The sequence below is a fragment of the Burkholderia sp. MSMB1459WGS genome, from assembly GCF_001534535.1.
In the GTDB taxonomy this organism is placed as follows: domain Bacteria; phylum Pseudomonadota; class Gammaproteobacteria; order Burkholderiales; family Burkholderiaceae; genus Burkholderia.
Map to the genome: position 1 here is coordinate 202,445 of NZ_LPMU01000008.1, position 15,918 is coordinate 218,362.

A 15,918-nucleotide genomic window follows, 5' to 3' on the forward strand; every position below is an offset into this window, starting at 1 on the left:
ACGGGCCTCCGATGCTGGGATGGAATCTGGAATCGGCGGACTCGCGCTCAGGCGGATTCCCGCCGCGCGATGACGCTGTAGGTCGAGAATTTGTCCTTGATCAGCGCGACCGAAAGGCTCACCGCCATGACGCGCAGCTCCTCCAGCGGCGGCGGGATATTGCCTGGCGTAAAGTGCCGCTCGATGTTTTTCTTGACGTCCATGAACCAGCGCACGACGTCGATATTGGCCGGCAGGACGCGGATGTCCTCCACCACGAAGCCGCTGTCCTCGATCACGCGCCGGAAATAGTCCGGACGCTTGCGGTGCTTGCAGGCGAGCCGGTCCACCTCGTCATGGATATCCGAGCGATAGTCGTCGAGCGGCACGTTGTAGAGGTTGTCGGAGATCACCAGCTTCGCGCCTTCGCGCACGCGAGGGGCGAGCCGGCGCATCGCGCGCTCGTACAGATCGTCCGGGAAGTGCGTGATGACGCCGCGGATGGTCACCAGGTCATAGAGCTCGTCGGCGTCCGGCAGCCGGTCGACGTCCTGCGCATCGCACAGATAGAGATGGACGCGATCGTCGAGCTGCTGCCCGGCGAGATATTTCGCGCAATATTCGAGCTGGGTGCGGCTGACATTGACGCCATCGAGCCGCGCGCATGCCGGAAAGCGCTCCGCTAGATATTTGAGACCGAAGCCCCAGCCACAGCCGACATCGAGAATGCGCCGGATGATCGGGGCCGGCTCGGAACCGCCAAAGCCTGCGATCTCCATCTGTTGGTCGAAATAGCGCAGGCCCGATTCGTCGAGCGAGATCGGCGGCGTCGAACGCGGATCGTCATAGACGCCGAACTGGAACATGAGGTTGTCCCCGATCGCCTTGCGCCAGTCTTCGGGGTCGTCCTGATAGGTATATTCCACCTTGCCCAGATAAGGATTGGGCACGGCGCCGGGCACCACTTCAAACGGAGCGGCGACGGCGTGGCCGGTGGGCGCGAGGGTTGTGCTCATGAGAGTCTTCTCCGTGTGGCGTTCAAGGAAACGGGCTCAGGCGTGCGGATCGCCGCGACAGCCCGACTGGCAGAAAGGTTGGCGTCGAGGAACGCCTCGATCGACCGCGACAGGCCATCGGCATGCAGGCCGCAAGCTTCGAGCAGCCTGGCCGGATCGCCATGCTCGATAAACCGGTCGGGCAAGCCGATCTGGAGCACCGGAATCAGGATGCCCTGCGCCGCCAGCGCTTCCAGGCACGCGGAACCCGCGCCGCCCATCACGCACCCTTCTTCCACGGTCACGAGCGCATCGTGCGTCTGCGCCAATGCCCGCAACAAGGTTTCGTCCAGCGGCTTGATATAGCGCATGTTGGCGATGGTGGCGTCGAGCCGCTCGGCCGCGGCCAGCGCCGGCGCGAGCATCGCGCCGAACGCCAGGATGGCGACGCGCTTTCCCATCGGCTGCGACGATTCGAGCCGGACTTCACCCCGGCCGATCGGCAGCGCCTTCATTTCCTTGGCGGTGGCGGCGCCGGGCCCGGTGCCGCGCGGATAGCGCACCGCGCTGGGGCCGTCGTGCAGCAAGGCGGTGTGCAGCATCTGCCGGCACTCGTTCTCGTCCGACGGCGCCATCACCACCAGATTCGGGATGCAGCGCAGATAGGCCAGGTCGAATGCGCCCATGTGCGTGGCGCCGTCGGCGCCGACCACGCCGCCGCGGTCGATGGCGAACACCACGGGCAGGCGCTGGATCGCGACGTCGTGGATGAGCTGATCGTAAGCGCGCTGCAGGAAGGTCGAATAGATCGCGACCACCGGCCGGAAGCCTTCGGTCGCCAGTCCGCCGGCGAAGGTGACGGCGTGCTGCTCGGCGATGCCGACATCGAAGTAGCGATCGGGAAAGCGCCGCTCGAATTCGACCAGCCCCGATCCCTCGCGCATCGCCGGCGTGATCGCCACCACGCGTCTGTCGCGTTCTGCCTCGTCGCAGAGCCAGTCGCCGAAGATTTGCGCATAGGTGGTTTTGCCTGTCTTGGCCGGCAGGATCCCCACTGACGGATCGAACTTGCCTGGTCCGTGATACAGCACCGGATCGGCTTCGGCCGGCGCATATCCTTGTCCCTTACGCGTGACGACATGGAGCAACTGCGGTCCCTCGAGCGTGCGCAGCATCTCGAGCGCGGGAACCAGCGCATCGAGATCGTGCCCGTCCAGCGGGCCGACATAATTGAAGCCGAGCGCCTCGAACAGCGTGGCCGGTAGCACGATGCCTTTCAAATGCGTCTCGAGCCGATGAGCGATGTCCCTTGCGGCAGCAGGCATCCCCTGCAACGCGGCTTTCGCGTTGACTTTCTGTTGGTTGAGAAAGCGGTTTGCGGTCAGTTTTGCGAGGCAGTCGCGCAGTCCGCCGACAGACGGCGAAATCGACATGTCGTTGTCGTTCAGAATGACCAGCAGGCGCATGTCCTCGTGCGCCGAGACGTTATTCATCGCCTCGAATGCCATCCCCGCGCTGAGCGCACCGTCGCCGATCACGGCGACACAGTGCCTTGCCTCGCCCGCGATCCGTGCCGCATGGGCCATGCCGAGCACGGCCGAAATCGATGTACTGGAATGCGCGGTGCCGAAGGCGTCGTAGGCAGACTCCTCGCGTCGTGGAAAGCCGGAAATACCGCCCAGCTGCCGCAACGTTTTCATCGCATCGCGACGGCCGGTCAGAATCTTATGGGGATACGACTGGTGCCCGACGTCCCAGACGATGCGATCGTACGGTGTGTCGAACACATAGTGCAGCGCGATGGCCAGTTCGACGGTACCCAGATTCGACGACAGATGGCCGCCCGTGGCCGATACGGTTTGCAGCACGAAATCGCGCAATTCCGTTGCCACGTCCGCGAGTTGTCCGCGTGCGAGTTTCCGCAACGCGGCCGGTGTATCGATCGACTTCAGCAAGGCGTCCATGTTGTTGTCCTGGGCTGATCTCGCAGATCCCGTCAGCGCGATACCGGGACGCTCCCGGCGGGAAGCGATGGGCCGCTGCCCGAAATGGTTCGCCATTGCGCGAGGCCCTTCGTTCTCGCGCGGCCCAGGATTTCCCGGAACCAGACGGTAAAGTCGTGTGGCCGGTACTCGACCAGATCCACGACCTGATCGATCGGGATCCATTGCCAGTCGGCGACCTCGTCGGGATTCGCCGTCGGCTCGCCCTCCAGGGTGCCGGCGAAAACATGGTCGTACTCGTGCTCGATCAGCCCGCCGGGCAATTCCGCGCGGTACGTCAGCGATGACACCTTGTTCATCCGGCAATCGACGCCCATCTCCTCGCGCAGACGTCGCGATACCGCCGCGTCCAGTTCCTCTCCGTACCGCGGATGGCCACAACAGCTGTTGCTCCACAGGCCCGCCGAGTGGTATTTCCGGAGGGCGCGCCGCTGAAGCAACAGACGGTCTCTGCGGTCGAAAATGAAGATTGAAAAAGCCCGATGCAATGCGCCATTTTGGTGAATTCGCGTCTTGGTGTCGAAACCTAAAGGCGTATCGTTTTTGTCTACCAGAATAAGAGTCTCATCCATTTCATTTTCATCCAGCTTGAATTTCTATGGAGGGTGAATTGCGCGCGCGACGACCATCGATCGGAAAATGCCTGACGAATGGGTTTTGCAATCCGCGCAGAATTCTGATAATCGAGAAGGCGCACATAATCATCCGGAAACTATTCCGGAATTTTAAATGTGCGCATAATCGCTATGGTCTAGCGGAAAGGTAATGGTAGCGGTGCGGTGCTGGCCATACTTGTCTTTCCTTTCGTATGTTTAATGGCGGCAAGTCGCGACCTGCATATCTCTGCAGGCCAATTCAATGGGAAGGTGGTAGAAATTATGTGAATCTGTATCGAAGCTGAGTCTGGGGTGGTCCCGTCATCAAATTCCCAAGAAAGCGAAAGCGTGCACCATAAAAGTTTTATTGTTTCACTTGCTTGTCATGATGGGCTTTCGATTCCATGGGGAGGTATTTTGAATCAATCTAGGATTTGAAAATGGTTAGGTCAAGCACGATTTGTGATCGTTCTATAAAGTGATGAGTCGACGGATATTGTTTAAATTCCTGGAATGCTGAGCCAACTCGGGGCGCAGGAGAACCCTTGTCATGAAGAAGTCGCGGTTCTGCGAAGCGCAGATTATCGGGGGTGCTGTAGGAAGCCGACGCAGGCATGAAGGTCGCAGACCTGTGCCGCAAACACGACATTGCCCGAAGAAGCGCTGGCCGGCGCCGGTCAGTTGCAGCGGGCGTCTGGGCTTGAGCAGCGTGCAGCCGAGACGCTTCTCGAGCTGCTGAATGCGTTGGCTGATGATTGATTTGGCCGTGCTGAGGCGACGCGCGGCTTCGGAAAAGTGCCCGACGCGACGACGGCCCACGAAAGCGCTCATATCGGAGAACTTGTTTATTGCATCGTTCGGAGCGGGATCGCCGACCGTGCGCGTCCTGCCGCACACAAGCCCGTCGCCGGCCGGACAGGGGGATTACCGCGAGGTCGTCCGTTCCGTGAGAAACCGGATGCCATCGTCCAGTGCAGCTTCGCCCCGCGAATGGTTCGCGTTGTCCTTGAAGAACTGGATGAAGCCATGCGCCTGTCCTTCGTAGACGACGGACGCTTCCGCGCCTGCCGCTTTCAGGCGGTTTGCGTAGGCGACGTTCTCGTCGCGCAACGGATCGAGCTGGCCGACCTGGATCAGCGCGGGCGGCAGGCCGGCATGCTCGCCGAGCATCGGGGAAAGCAGCGGCGCGTACGGGCTCGTTCCCGGCGGCACATAGCTCGCCAGCACGTTGCGCATCACTTCCCGAATGGGAAAGTAGGCGTCGCCCAGCTCAGCCCACGAGGCCGTATTCAGCTTGTTGCTCACGAATGGATACATCAGCCATTGCGCCACCGGGCGAGGGCCGTCGCGATCGCGGGCGAGCATGGTGGTAGCCGCCGAAAGTGTCGCGCCCGCGCTGTCGCCGCAGAGGACGATCCGCCTTGCGTCGCCGCCCAATTCGTCGGCGTGGTTGGCCGTCCACCGCAGCACGGCGTAGAGATCCTCGAGACCGGCTGGGAACGGAAATTCGGGCGCCAGCCGATAGTCGACGGCAATCACGAGTGCGCGAGTGCGGCCGGCGATCGCGCGCACGAGCACGTCGTGCGTATCCAGATCGCCCGATACGAAGCCGCCGCCGTGCGCGAACAGCACGATCGGGAGCCGCTCGTACGACAGTACATCGGCCGGGCGATAGACGCGCACCGGAATGTTCCGGGAAGGTTGACCGGCAGGCACGTCGAGCGCGAGTACCTTGCCGACCGCGTCGGGTACGCCAGCAGACGGAATCATCGCGCGGTACGACGTTCGCATGTTCTTGGCGAACGCGGATGTGTGGTCGGGGACCCGATTCGTCGCGGCTGCGGCCGGTTTGACGATTCGATGCGGTGCCACGATGCCGAAAAGCGAATGGCTGAGGCGTTTCGACGAAAAACGCATGCACCGCCCATCTTGCTGCTTGAATACGTTCGTCGTCACCCGGAGCGCGCACGTCACGTGCCGCCCGGGTGGATTCTTCACGCGAAGCTCAGCACTTCCGTCACAGGCTTGCGCGGCTTTTGCGGCCAGTTGCCGGACGCCGGATAGCCGACTGTGACGAGCATGACGGGGACGTCCGTCGGTTCGAGCTTGAAGGCTTCGGCGACGCCATGCGGATCGAAGCCGATCATCGGGCCGGATACGAGGCCAAAATCCTGCGCGGCGAGCATCAGCGTCATCGCCGCCAGCGAACCCGAGCGAATCGCTTCGTCGCGCTGGAACGTCTGGTTGTTCTTGTACATGTTCTGCGCCGCGCCAACCCAGCCCTTGTAGACGGCCTCGTCGATGATGCCGGCGTCCAGCGTCGGCTTCAACGCGCTGGCGAGCGTCAGATGCGGATCGAGCGTGCCGCACACGATGAACGTGACGGCAGCGTCCGCGACCTTCTGCTGCCCGTAAGCGAGCGGCAGCAGGCGCGCCTTGGCCGCGTCGCTGCGAACGGCGACGAACTTCCAGTTCTGCAGGTTGAACGCGGACGGCGCGCGGGTGGCCAGATCGATCAGATGACGGATCTGTTCTTCCGACACCGTGCGGCCGGCGTCGTAGCGATTCGCGGAAACACGCGACTTGATCACTTCGGCAATATTCGACACTTGTGAATTCCTCTCTTCATTGAGTGGGACAACGGGATGAATGGGAGCGCTGCCGTTGGGGTACGCATCGAGCGCACCGCGTTTCGCGTCCAGACTGAAACGGCCCGCGCCGACGCTTGCCAGAAGCAGGAAGCCCCCGGCCATGGCGACGTTCTTGAGGAACATGACCATCTGCGTCTGGTCCGCGAACTGGTTGTGGAACAACACGCCGGTCACGACGCAAAAGACGGCGAGCAGCCCGGCCACGACGCGCACGCGATATCCGAGAGCGACCAGTAGACCGGTTCCGATCTCGAAGATCACGGTCGGAACGAACAGGAGGCCCGGCACATGGTTGGCCTCCATGTAGCCGCGGATCGCATCCGGGGCGGCAAGCTTCGAGAGGCCGGACAGCAGGAAGATCAGCGCGAGAAAAATGCGCGCAATCAGCATCGCCGCCGGCTGATATCGGGCGATGCCTGTCGCGGGAAGCGAAATACCGGGCGAGGCGTTCGAATTCATGTTGGATTCCTATGGTTCTGATCGAATTGAATGGTCGATGCGAGGTGATGGTCTGGATTCAGATTCAGCCGGCTTGGCCGGCCAGGTAGTGCTTCATCGCGGCGGGTGAGTCGTCAGACGGACACGACGATCTTGCCCAGCGCCCGATTGCTTTCCATCAGGCAGTGGGCGCGCCGGAGTTCATCGAAGTCGAAGGTGTGCGTGCGCAGCGAGGGCATGCGGCCTTCGGCCGTCGCGCGCGCGATCTCGGGCAGCGGCACGGCCGACGCCGGCAGTGCTGCCGTGCCGAACATGCCGGACGAGAAAAAGCCGAGACGCGCGCCATCGGGCAGATCGCGCATCGGATGAAAATGCTCGAGCTGCGCGCCGCCGTGCATGCCGACGACACTCGCCGTGCCGAACGGGCGCAACGTGCGAAGGGAATCTCTGAGCGTGCTGGCGCCCACGGCTTCCAGTACGGCGTCGACGCCGGACGGAATCGCTTTCCTGACGGTCGGCGCAATCTGCCCGTCGTCGACGAGCGCGAGATCGGCGCCAACGTCGCGCATTCGTTGCAAATGGGCTTCCGCACGGCTCGTGGCAACGACCGTGAGACCGCGGTATTTCGCATAGGCGATGGCCGCGAGCCCGACCGACGACGTGCCGCCGCGAACCAGCAGCGTTTGGCCGGAGCGGATCGCGAGCATTCTGTCGAGCGCGCCGACCGCGGTGACATAGGCTTCCGGCAACGCGGCCAGCTCTTCCCACGATAGTGCCGTGTCGGGCAAGGCGACGACGTTGCAGCGCGGCACGATGACTTGTTCCGCGTAGCTGCCCGGCCGCGTGAACTGCAGGCCACCCATCGCGGTCGCGACGGCCTGTCCGGTTCGGAACTGGCCGGCGGGATCGTGCAGCACTTCGCCGACGGCCTCGATGCCCGGCACGCGCGGCTGGTCGCCCAGCGGCCCGAGGTTGCCCGAGCGGAGGTAGGCTTCGGCGCGATTGAGCCCGAACGCGCGAACGCGAATCCGGACTTCATCGTCGCCGGGATTCCGAATCGGGACGTCCCGCAACTGCAGGACGTCCGGGCCGCCGAAGCGTTCAATGACATAGGCCTTCACGAGTACTCCCGATGCACGCCGGGCACATGCGTGCGCGATCGCCGTAACGGGCATCTGTAGCCTGAGTGACGCCGTACGGAACCCGCTTCCACATGCACTGCCCGAAGTGCGAAAAGTTGCGTTATGACGGCACATCCCACGAAGAACGGCCATCGAATGCGTGCCATTCTGGACAGTTCAAATCTGCAATGTAAGTAGCTAGAATGGAAACATTGATTTCATTTTTGGTAGGCTGAAGTGGATCTCAATGATGCGCGGATCTTCGTGGGCGTCGTGCAGACGGGCAGCCTTTCCGGTGCCGCGGCGCGGCTGGAGATGCCGTTGCCGACGGTGAGCCGCCGGATTCGCGCGCTCGAGAAGCAGTTGCGGGTGCAGTTGCTGGAGCGCACCGCGCGCGGCACCAAGCTGACCGAGGCGGGAACCCGGCTTTACGAGCACGCGAGCCGCGGCGTCGAAATACTCGCCGAGGGCGAGCAGGCCGTGGTCAGCGATCAGGCTCGGCTGAAAGGGCGGTTGCGCTTGTCGTTACCGCCTGCATTCGAGGCGTGGTGGGATCTGTTGTCGGCGTTCCGGAAGCGGTATCCGGAAATCGACTTGCATGTCTATTCGACCGAGCGTCGAGTCGATCTGATCGAAGACGGAGTCGATGTCGCACTGCGGATCGGCACGATCTCGCACGAAGCGATGGTGGCGCGTCGGTTGTTGGCCTACCGGCACGTGCTGGTCGCCAGTCCGGGCTTGCTCGACACATTGGGCACTCCGGCAGCGCCGGACGACCTGCACCGGTTTCCGTGCGCGGTCTGGGGCACCGGTGGGAATTTCGATCGGGGGTGGCGTTTGGGCGATCAGACGTTTGAACCGGCCGCCGTTTTGTCCACTAATGACTATTCGCACTTGCGCAGCCGCGCGATATCCGGCGAGGTCGTCACGGAGCTTCCGCCATTTCTCGCCGCGGAGCCGATTCGGCAGGGGAGGTTGACGGCGTTGCTTCCCGGCCATCGGCTGCCCGAACAGCAGGTCAACCTGTTGTACCCGTCGCATCGGCATCCGTCGGCGCTGGTGCGCGCGTATCTCGAGTTCTGCCAGTCGCAGGTTGCGTGGTTTGCACATGCCTGTGCCGTTAGCTGACGATTCGTACCGCACGATGCGCCGGCGCACTCGCACCTGTTGTTTGCTTTAGTCACCCTCCGGTTCTGAACGGTCGATCTCGGCTTTGTCACGTTTGCACGAAATCACCGGCTATTCGGCAAGCCGGTATCGTGACGGGGCTGATGCGAATCCTTGCAGAGGATGATTCAATCTGCGGTTACGGTTCGTACAGCTCCGCCGAAGACAGGTTGTTGCCATTGGCGCCGCCCACGACCAGCACCTTGCCGCTGGGTAGCAGCATCGCGCTGTGCTCGTAACGCGCCATAGCCATGCTGCTGGTGGCTGACCATGTGCGGGTGATCGGGTCGTACAACTGCGCTGAAGACTGACCGCTTCCGGGGCCGTTGGCGCCTCCCGCGACCAGCACCTTGCCGGTGGGGATCAGCGTCGCGGGGTGGTCATAACGCGGTTCGGGCATGCTGCCCGCGGTGGACCATATGCCGGTGTTCGAGTCATACAACTCCGTGGAGGATTCCGCTGCGCCTTGCTTGTTGCGCCCGCCCGTGACCAGTACCTTGCCGCCCGCCAGCAGGGTCGCCGTGTGAGCCAGCCGCGCGGCGCCCATGCGGCCGATGGCCGACCATATGCCGGTAATCGGGTTGTAGAGCTCAGCTGAATTCGGATCGAGGAGGCTACCCCCTGCGACCAGCACCTTGCCGTCGGGCAGCAGCGTTGCGGAGTGGTTGCCGCGCGCCCAGGCCATGCTGCCGGTGGCCGACCATGTGCCGGTGCCCGGGTCGTACAGTTCTGCGGCAGCCGAGAGGCTGGTAATCACGCTGAAGCCTCCGGCGACCAACACCTTGCCGTTCGGCAGCAGCGTCGCGCTGTGATAGTAGCGCGGCACGGCCATGCTGCCGGTGGCCGACCAAGTTCCGGTGATCGGGTCATACAGCTCCGCCGAGGACTTGCTGTCGAACTTGTCTGCGCCTCCGGCGACCAATACCTTGCCGTTGGGCAACAGCGTCGCGGTATGGGTGTGACGCGGCGTAGCCAAGCTGCCGGTGACCGACCACCTGCCGGTGATCGGATCGTACAGTTCAGCTGAAGACTTGCCATCGAGGTTGTCGGCGCCCCCCACGACCAGCACCTTGCCGTCGGTCAACAGCGTCGCGGTGTGCTGCGCCCGAGCGACGGCCATGTTGTCGGTCGGTGTAAATTCACCTACCGACACGACCGTTATGCTCACGATGGTGGAAACCGCTCCCGCGCTGTTGGCGCCCATCACAGTGTAAGAAGCCTGTGCCGCCGCTTCAGTCGCCGTGCCGGTAATCTCGCCGGTGACGGTATTCAGGCTCAGGCCCGCCGGCAGCGGCGGCGCGATGCTGTACTGCGTGATCTCGCCGCCACTGCTGCTCGGCGCGTTCGGCACAACCGGTTGTGCCAAACGATATACCGGAGCCGGATCGCTGTAGCTCAGACTTGCCGGCGGGATGACAGCTGCACGTACCTCAAGCGTCAGCCGGGTCGCGACACTGCCTGCGCTGTTGCTGCCGGTCACGGTATAGACGGCCGATGCGGTGACCGTCGCGGGCGTGCCGGAGATCACACCCGTGGCCGGGTCGAGATTCAGGCCGGTGGGCAACGGTTTGTCTGCGCTGTAGCGCGTGATTTCGCCGCCGGTGATGACGGGGTGATTCGGGACAATCGCGACGCCAGTGGAATAGACCGGCGAGCTGTCGCGATAGCGGAGGGTCTCTGGCGCGATTGCGGTCTGCCGGACCTCAATTTGCACGCGGGCGGTGGTGTGGCCCGCGCTGTTGGTGCCGGTGACGGTATAGAGCGCGGCGTCCGCTACCGCACTGGGCGTGCCGGAGATCACACCCGTAGCTGCATCGAGATTGAGGCCGACCGGCAATGCGGGCGCCACGCTGTACTGCGTGATAGCGCCTCCGCTGCTACTCGGTGCATTGGGTTCGATCGGCTGACCAACCGCGTACACCACCGAATCGTAGCCGTAAATCAACCCGGCCGGAGCGACCGTGTCAGTGCTAGTTCCGGTGACTCTGCCACACCCCGTCAGCGCGACGCCGATCAGCAACACGACCATTAGTGTGATCCATGAGCGCTTTCGATCCATCACACTGGAAGTCGAACTGACCAAGCTGCGCCACATAGTTTCCTCCGTGAAGTTTCTCCCGCTCCGACCGGGGACGGGCAGAGCCAATTTGCGAGAAAAGCTCAAAAGCTTAACGTGAACCTTCTATCTAGGGTGTGCGATGTCGACAAGTTAGGTTCAGTAGTCTATCCGCCGATCTCCTGCTGCCTGCCGGAACGACAGCCACATGGATTGCAGCGAGACAGACCGCCTGCCACCGATTGACCTACCGATGGCCTTGCTGGCGCTTGGGTGCCACGCCCGGAAATCGTCTCGACGAACGATCGCGGCGACGGGCGATCAGAGGCGAATCACACCGCTGACCCACGTCATGGCTTTTGGCGGGTCGCCCGTGCCGCCTGTCGTTCGCATTGCGTACGAAACGCTGACGGTTGCATGCTTGCCGATCGCGTATTCGATGCCGGCGCCGGCCCCGGCAAGCGTCAATGCCAGCTTGCGCCTCGAGAATTTCTGGACGGTAGCGCGCGCGTGATCGTAGAAAACGCTGAAGCCGAGACCGGGAACCGCGGGCATGCCGGCATGCAAGGCGGCCGATACGATATAGCCGGAATCAGCGCTGAACATGTCGTTGTCGTAAGCGCGCACCGCGTACGGGCCGCCGAGCGACATTTTCTCCGAGCCGTCGAGATTGCGGGTCGTCTGTTGCGCATTGAGCGACAGATGTATGCGCGTGCGCGCGGACAGCCGCTGGTGGAAGTCGAATTGCTGGGTCGTCTTGACGTAGCGGCCGCGCGTGGCGGCGCCGTTCCAATCGTCCTCGTTCGTCAGGCTGCCGCGGGTGACGCCGATGCGATAGGCGGCGATGTTCTGGTTTCCTGACCATGCACCGTAGCGGGAACCGGCCAGTTGCACGGTTAATGCGGGCGCGCTGCGCGGATTGTCGATATCGAGGGTCCGGTCGGACAGCCGCTTGAATTCGGCGGTGGCTTCGACGTCGAGCGTGTGGGCCGGCGTTCTCAGCAGCGGGACGGTGCCGTACACGCTGAAGAGCGTTGCATGTCCGCCGGTGCCGCTGTCGCGATACTGCTCGCCGCCAACCGTGTAGTCGACGCGCGTCAGCGCCGCGCCTAGCCGTGTGCCGCGCCAACCGACAGGAACGTCGTAGGAGATGCGCCCGACCATCGTGCTGCCGCCGTCGCTGTCGTGGTTGCGCTGCATGAAGTCGGGCGAGAAAAACGCGATACCCAGAAGACGGTCGCCCAGCCCCAGCGGACTGTTGATGCCGAGCTGGGCGCCGATGCGGTTGCGGCCGGTGGTCCGCTGGCCCGCATTGTCTGCGATCAGTGCGCCTGTCAGCCGCTCGCCAGCGTCGGCGTCAACCGTCATGGCCGTGCCGCCCGGCATCCGGCCGGGCGCCAATTCCGGCGCGATCGCACCAACGCCCGGCAGGTCGCCGAGGCGGTCGAGCTGATCCTGCATCCGTCGCACATCGCCGTCGCGGTCGAGGCCGGCGCCGAGATAGCGTTCGATGACCGAATCGCGCACCAGCGAGCGGTTTTGCCGCAGCGCCGCCGATTCGAGCTTGCCTTGCATGACGGCAAGATGCACGACGTCGTCGACGATATCCTGATCGGGCAGGTACGCATACGAAAGGGACTCGCCGTTACCGAGCAGCACGCGCGTGACGTCGATTGCCACCTCGCGCAGTTCCGCGAACGTCATCGCGCGCTGGCGGTATGGTGCGACAACGGCGTCCACTGCTTGCCGCAGGCGTTCAGGCACGTCGTCCACGACGATGCGGGCGACGTACAAGCGCACCGCGTCGTTTGCCTCGGGGGCGTCGTCGGCCGGTCGACGCTCGATAAGCGGCACATCGGCGCGGTGCGGTTTCTCCTGCAGCTCCGGCAGCGAATGGTTGCGCAGGATCGAGCCGGTGGATGGCAACGGGCCGTGCGCATCGCCCGGCGGCGCCGGCAACGCATCTGCGAGCGCGGCGAATGGGTGAAGGGCGGCGCAGGACAACGCGCCGAGCGTGAGTGCACGAAAGCGAGAGGCGAACATGATGAACCAGGGGAGCCGACGCGCATCGCGGTTGGCCGCGAAGGGTGCACCGCGGCGTGCGACGTCGGAACAACGGGAGCGCTCGGCCAAAGCCGAGCGCTCGAACAGAACGTATCGCGTTAGCGCGTTGCCGCATCGGAACGAGCGGCGCTCATGCGCGATTCGTCAGGCAGGCATGGCGACGAACTTAAGCGTCGCCTGTGGCCGGTGTCGGCGTGGACTGGGCCGGAAGCGTGACCCGGACCGCGCCGTCTCGACTGTAAACCTTGCCGAGAGTCGGCGCGCTGTCCGCAGAGATCGACACATCGCCCGTGGCGTATATGCCGGGACGATGCGAGTCGTTCGGACCGCTGACGGCTGTGACACGCTTGCCTTGGACGGTGCTCGAACCCCCGTGCGCCCACAGGCCTCCCGTGAAGCGAATGTCGCCGCCGCTCGTGACGCGAAGGTCGCCGCCGGCCGCATGCACCGCGAAGAGATCGACCCCGTGCACGCCGTGGATCGTGATGCCGCCCGAGCCGATGATCACCGGCGCGGGTTGCCTGGAATCGCGAACCGCCAACACTTCACCGCCTTGCACGCTCATCGCGCCGTTTGCCACGAGCGGACCCGAATAGCGGATGCGTCCGTCGCTGTTGAGCATCAGTGCGCCGAACGTTGCCTCCGCGCGACGCACGCTCAGCCCGCCCTTCCCATCGAGCGTCGCACCGCGCTTCCCAACGACCGAGGCGACGTCGAGCTGCTCGCCCGCGGAGAGCGCGACCGTTTGGCCGCTCACGTTGCCGAGCGTGGCATTGCCCTTGGCGGCGACTCGCACGTCGTCGGAAGCGGAGATGTGCGCGCGTGCCGAAAGGCGTTGCGTGTCGCCGTCGCGAACAACGGCGGCCGTGACGTTTCTTCCGCTGATGTCCACCGGGCCGCGGATGGACAGGTCGCTGCCGATGTGCACATCGCCGTCGCTCGCGAGCGTCAGGGACGATGCGTTCGTCTGCCCGGCGTCGACGCCGCGCGCTCCGGCGATCGATGCGCCGGATTTTGCGTCGAGACGCGCATACGCGGTCTTGCCATCCGTCGACCGCAACGTGACGCTGTTCCCCGACACCTTGCCGAGGGATGCGTCGCCCCGTGCCACCACATCGACGTTGCCGCGGGCGTCGAGCATATCCGCCACGAGCTTCCCTTGGCTGCGCAGCGTCAGATCGCTGAACGATTTCGCGCGCCCGATCGTCGTGTCGCCGGCCAGCGACAGACGTGCGCCATTCGCGTCGATGTCGACGTGCTTCAGCGTGTGCGCGCCGCGCGAAAAGTCGATCTGACCGCCAGCCAGATTGGCCGTGTTGGCGCGCAACGCGGCGCGATCGGTAGTTTGCGCGCGGACGTACCCGTCGACGTCGAGCCGCCATACGCCCACGACGCCGTCCAGCGCGATGTCATTGGCGGCAAGCGACACGGCGTCCGCTTGTGTGGTGCCGGCCAGCTTGATCGAATTGCCCCACACGGCGAGCTGCTTGCCGTTGAAGCCGCCATTTAAATCGACATCCGCGTTCCCCGCGATCGACAAGGCGGACGCATTGACGGCGCCGAGCACGGACACGGTGCCTTGCGACAGGATCCAAAGATTTTGCTCGCCTGCCGCCTTCAGGAAACCGCTGCTTACGGAACCGGTGCCGGCCGCCAGCGTCGACATGGCTTGCGCGTCGGGCGCGCGGTTCAGCACGTAGCCGGCTTTCGCATTCTGGGCGCTGAGCATGATTGCGTCGGCTACGAAGGTCGGCAAGCCGGCGCTTGCTGCGGCGGTTAGCACGTTGTCCGCGACGATATCGACATAGCCGGCCTTCAGCGTCGCGTCGCCGAACGTCACGTGTCCGGCCGCTCCCGCTTGCGCACGCGTATGCAGCTTGATCGAATCCTGGCCGCCAGCCGTGTCGAAGTGCGCGCCATCCGCGATCCGGATGCCTTGCGCCGAAATGTCGATCGAACGCTCCATCCCGTTCGCGGCGGAGCCGGTCAGGCGCACGTCTCCACCTACTGTCACCGTGCCGCTGCCCTCGCTGGCAATGCGGATCCCGCGCAGTTGCCCCATGCCGCCGGCCTCGATCTTGCCGGTCTGGTTCACGACGGCACGCGTGAGGGCGTCGCGCGCCCACGCGCTGAGCATCACGTCGCCATTGTCGCTGACGATCATCCCGCCGTTTTCGACCAGCGCCTGCAGGCTGCCGCGCGTCAGCTTCACTTGCAGTCCGTTGCCAGCGAATGCGAGCGAGATGCCATCGGCCGCCGCGAGCGCCACGCTGCCGCGCTGGCTGTGAATCGTGCCGCGGTTCGCGACGTGCGCGCCGATCAGCGCGACCGATTCGCCGGCGTCGATGCGCGCTTCGTTGACGACCTTGCCCTGCGAGGTACCGGAGAAGTTGAGGCGGCCCGCTATAAAGTCGTAATCTGACACGTTCAGCGACGACGCGACCAGGCTGCCGACGTTGACCTTCGCCTGGTTGCCGATCAGGATGCCGTTGGGGTTCACGACGAACACGCGGCCCGACGCGTTCAGCGCGCCGAGAATCTGCGTCGGATCGGTTCCGACGACCCGGTTCAGCACGGCGGCGGTTTTGCTCGGCTGCGCGAAGTTCAGCGTCTCGTTTGGCGCAACGTCCATGTTGCCCCAGTAGACCACCATCTTGTCGGTCTTCTGATTGACGGTGATGACGGCGCCGTCTCTTACGACAGAACCGCTACCGTGCACGATTGCGCCGGGGCCGACCGCCAGCGCATGATGAGCCGCCAACAGCGATGTTGCGAGCACGATGGGGCGCAGGAAAAATCCTGACATTGCAGGCGTTTTTTTCAATTTCGACATCCTCACAATGGGAAA

Annotated in this window: 11 protein-coding genes and 1 pseudogene; 1 reads left to right on the plus strand and 11 read right to left on the minus strand. The window is 64.0% G+C overall.

Translation table 11 applies throughout. From position 1 onward, the window contains the following. Positions 1-47: 47 nt before the first annotated feature. From WT97_RS04375 to WT97_RS04400, 8 genes and pseudogenes are all read right to left on the minus strand, one after another. A complete protein-coding gene (locus WT97_RS04375; protein WP_060352957.1) occupies positions 48-995 on the minus strand; it encodes a cyclopropane-fatty-acyl-phospholipid synthase family protein in 948 nt (315 codons plus the stop codon). Beyond that, positions 992-2,938, minus strand: a complete 1,947-nt coding sequence (gene dxs / locus WT97_RS04380) for a 1-deoxy-D-xylulose-5-phosphate synthase (protein WP_060352958.1) — start codon at positions 2,936-2,938, stop codon at positions 992-994. Before dxs ends, WT97_RS04375 begins: the two co-directional genes overlap by 4 nt. 32 nt (positions 2,939-2,970) lie before the next feature. Continuing rightward, positions 2,971-3,549, minus strand: coding sequence for an isopentenyl-diphosphate Delta-isomerase (idi, locus tag WT97_RS04385; RefSeq protein WP_060352959.1), 579 nt, complete (start codon positions 3,547-3,549; stop codon positions 2,971-2,973). A gap of 495 nt (positions 3,550-4,044) precedes the next feature. Then, the gene (locus WT97_RS32170; protein ID WP_218919440.1) at positions 4,045-4,404 is read right to left on the minus strand and encodes a LysR family transcriptional regulator; all 360 of its coding nucleotides are present in this window, start codon (positions 4,402-4,404) and stop codon (positions 4,045-4,047) included. Between the two features lie 93 nt (positions 4,405-4,497). After that, positions 4,498-5,364, minus strand: a complete 867-nt coding sequence (locus tag WT97_RS04390; protein WP_257128451.1) for an alpha/beta hydrolase — start codon at positions 5,362-5,364, stop codon at positions 4,498-4,500. A 203-nt stretch (positions 5,365-5,567) separates the two neighbouring features. Further along, positions 5,568-6,182, minus strand: coding sequence for a nitroreductase family protein (locus tag WT97_RS34740; protein WP_060353073.1), 615 nt, complete (start codon positions 6,180-6,182; stop codon positions 5,568-5,570). A gap of 207 nt (positions 6,183-6,389) precedes the next feature. Further along, a pseudogene (locus WT97_RS34745) lies at positions 6,390-6,683 on the minus strand (DoxX family protein); the annotation flags it as partial. 113 nt (positions 6,684-6,796) lie between these two features. Continuing rightward, positions 6,797-7,783: a zinc-binding dehydrogenase gene (locus tag WT97_RS04400; RefSeq protein WP_060352960.1), complete on the minus strand. Its 987-nt coding sequence runs from the start codon at positions 7,781-7,783 to the stop codon at positions 6,797-6,799. A 237-nt stretch (positions 7,784-8,020) separates the two neighbouring features. Between WT97_RS04400 and WT97_RS04405 the strand changes: the two genes are divergently transcribed. Continuing rightward, on the plus strand, positions 8,021-8,911 hold the full coding sequence (locus WT97_RS04405; protein WP_060352961.1) for a LysR family transcriptional regulator: 891 nt from the start codon (positions 8,021-8,023) through the stop codon (positions 8,909-8,911). Between the two features lie 178 nt (positions 8,912-9,089). On the opposite strand, the gene WT97_RS04410 is transcribed toward WT97_RS04405, so the two are convergent. The 3 genes from WT97_RS04410 to WT97_RS04420 all read right to left on the minus strand — a co-directional run bounded on the left by WT97_RS04410 (position 9,090) and on the right by WT97_RS04420 (position 15,903). After that, positions 9,090-10,979 carry a kelch repeat-containing protein gene (locus tag WT97_RS04410; protein ID WP_060352962.1) on the minus strand — a complete coding sequence of 630 codons (1,890 nt, stop codon included), beginning with the start codon at positions 10,977-10,979 and terminating at the stop codon, positions 9,090-9,092. A gap of 348 nt (positions 10,980-11,327) precedes the next feature. Further along, on the minus strand, positions 11,328-13,139 hold the full coding sequence (locus WT97_RS04415; RefSeq protein WP_156440206.1) for a ShlB/FhaC/HecB family hemolysin secretion/activation protein: 1,812 nt from the start codon (positions 13,137-13,139) through the stop codon (positions 11,328-11,330). A gap of 97 nt (positions 13,140-13,236) precedes the next feature. Then, on the minus strand, positions 13,237-15,903 hold the full coding sequence (locus tag WT97_RS04420; protein ID WP_082751331.1) for a filamentous hemagglutinin N-terminal domain-containing protein: 2,667 nt from the start codon (positions 15,901-15,903) through the stop codon (positions 13,237-13,239). Positions 15,904-15,918 lie beyond the last annotated feature (15 nt).

Bases quoted from the DNA above. Each gene is read 5' to 3' on its own strand.
- WT97_RS04375 (WP_060352957.1), bottom strand. From the start codon at position 995: ATGAGCACAACCCTCGCGCCCACCGGCCACGCCGTCGCCGCTCCGTTT.
- dxs (WP_060352958.1), bottom strand. From the start codon at position 2,938: ATGGACGCCTTGCTGAAGTCGATCGATACACCGGCCGCGTTGCGGAAA.
- idi (WP_060352959.1), bottom strand. From the start codon at position 3,549: ATGGATGAGACTCTTATTCTGGTAGACAAAAACGATACGCCTTTAGGT.
- WT97_RS32170 (WP_218919440.1), bottom strand. From the start codon at position 4,404: ATGAGCGCTTTCGTGGGCCGTCGTCGCGTCGGGCACTTTTCCGAAGCC.
- WT97_RS04390 (WP_257128451.1), bottom strand. From the start codon at position 5,364: ATGCGAACGTCGTACCGCGCGATGATTCCGTCTGCTGGCGTACCCGAC.
- WT97_RS04410 (WP_060352962.1), bottom strand. From the start codon at position 10,979: ATGGTCGTGTTGCTGATCGGCGTCGCGCTGACGGGGTGTGGCAGAGTC.
- WT97_RS04420 (WP_082751331.1), bottom strand. From the start codon at position 15,903: ATGTCGAAATTGAAAAAAACGCCTGCAATGTCAGGATTTTTCCTGCGC.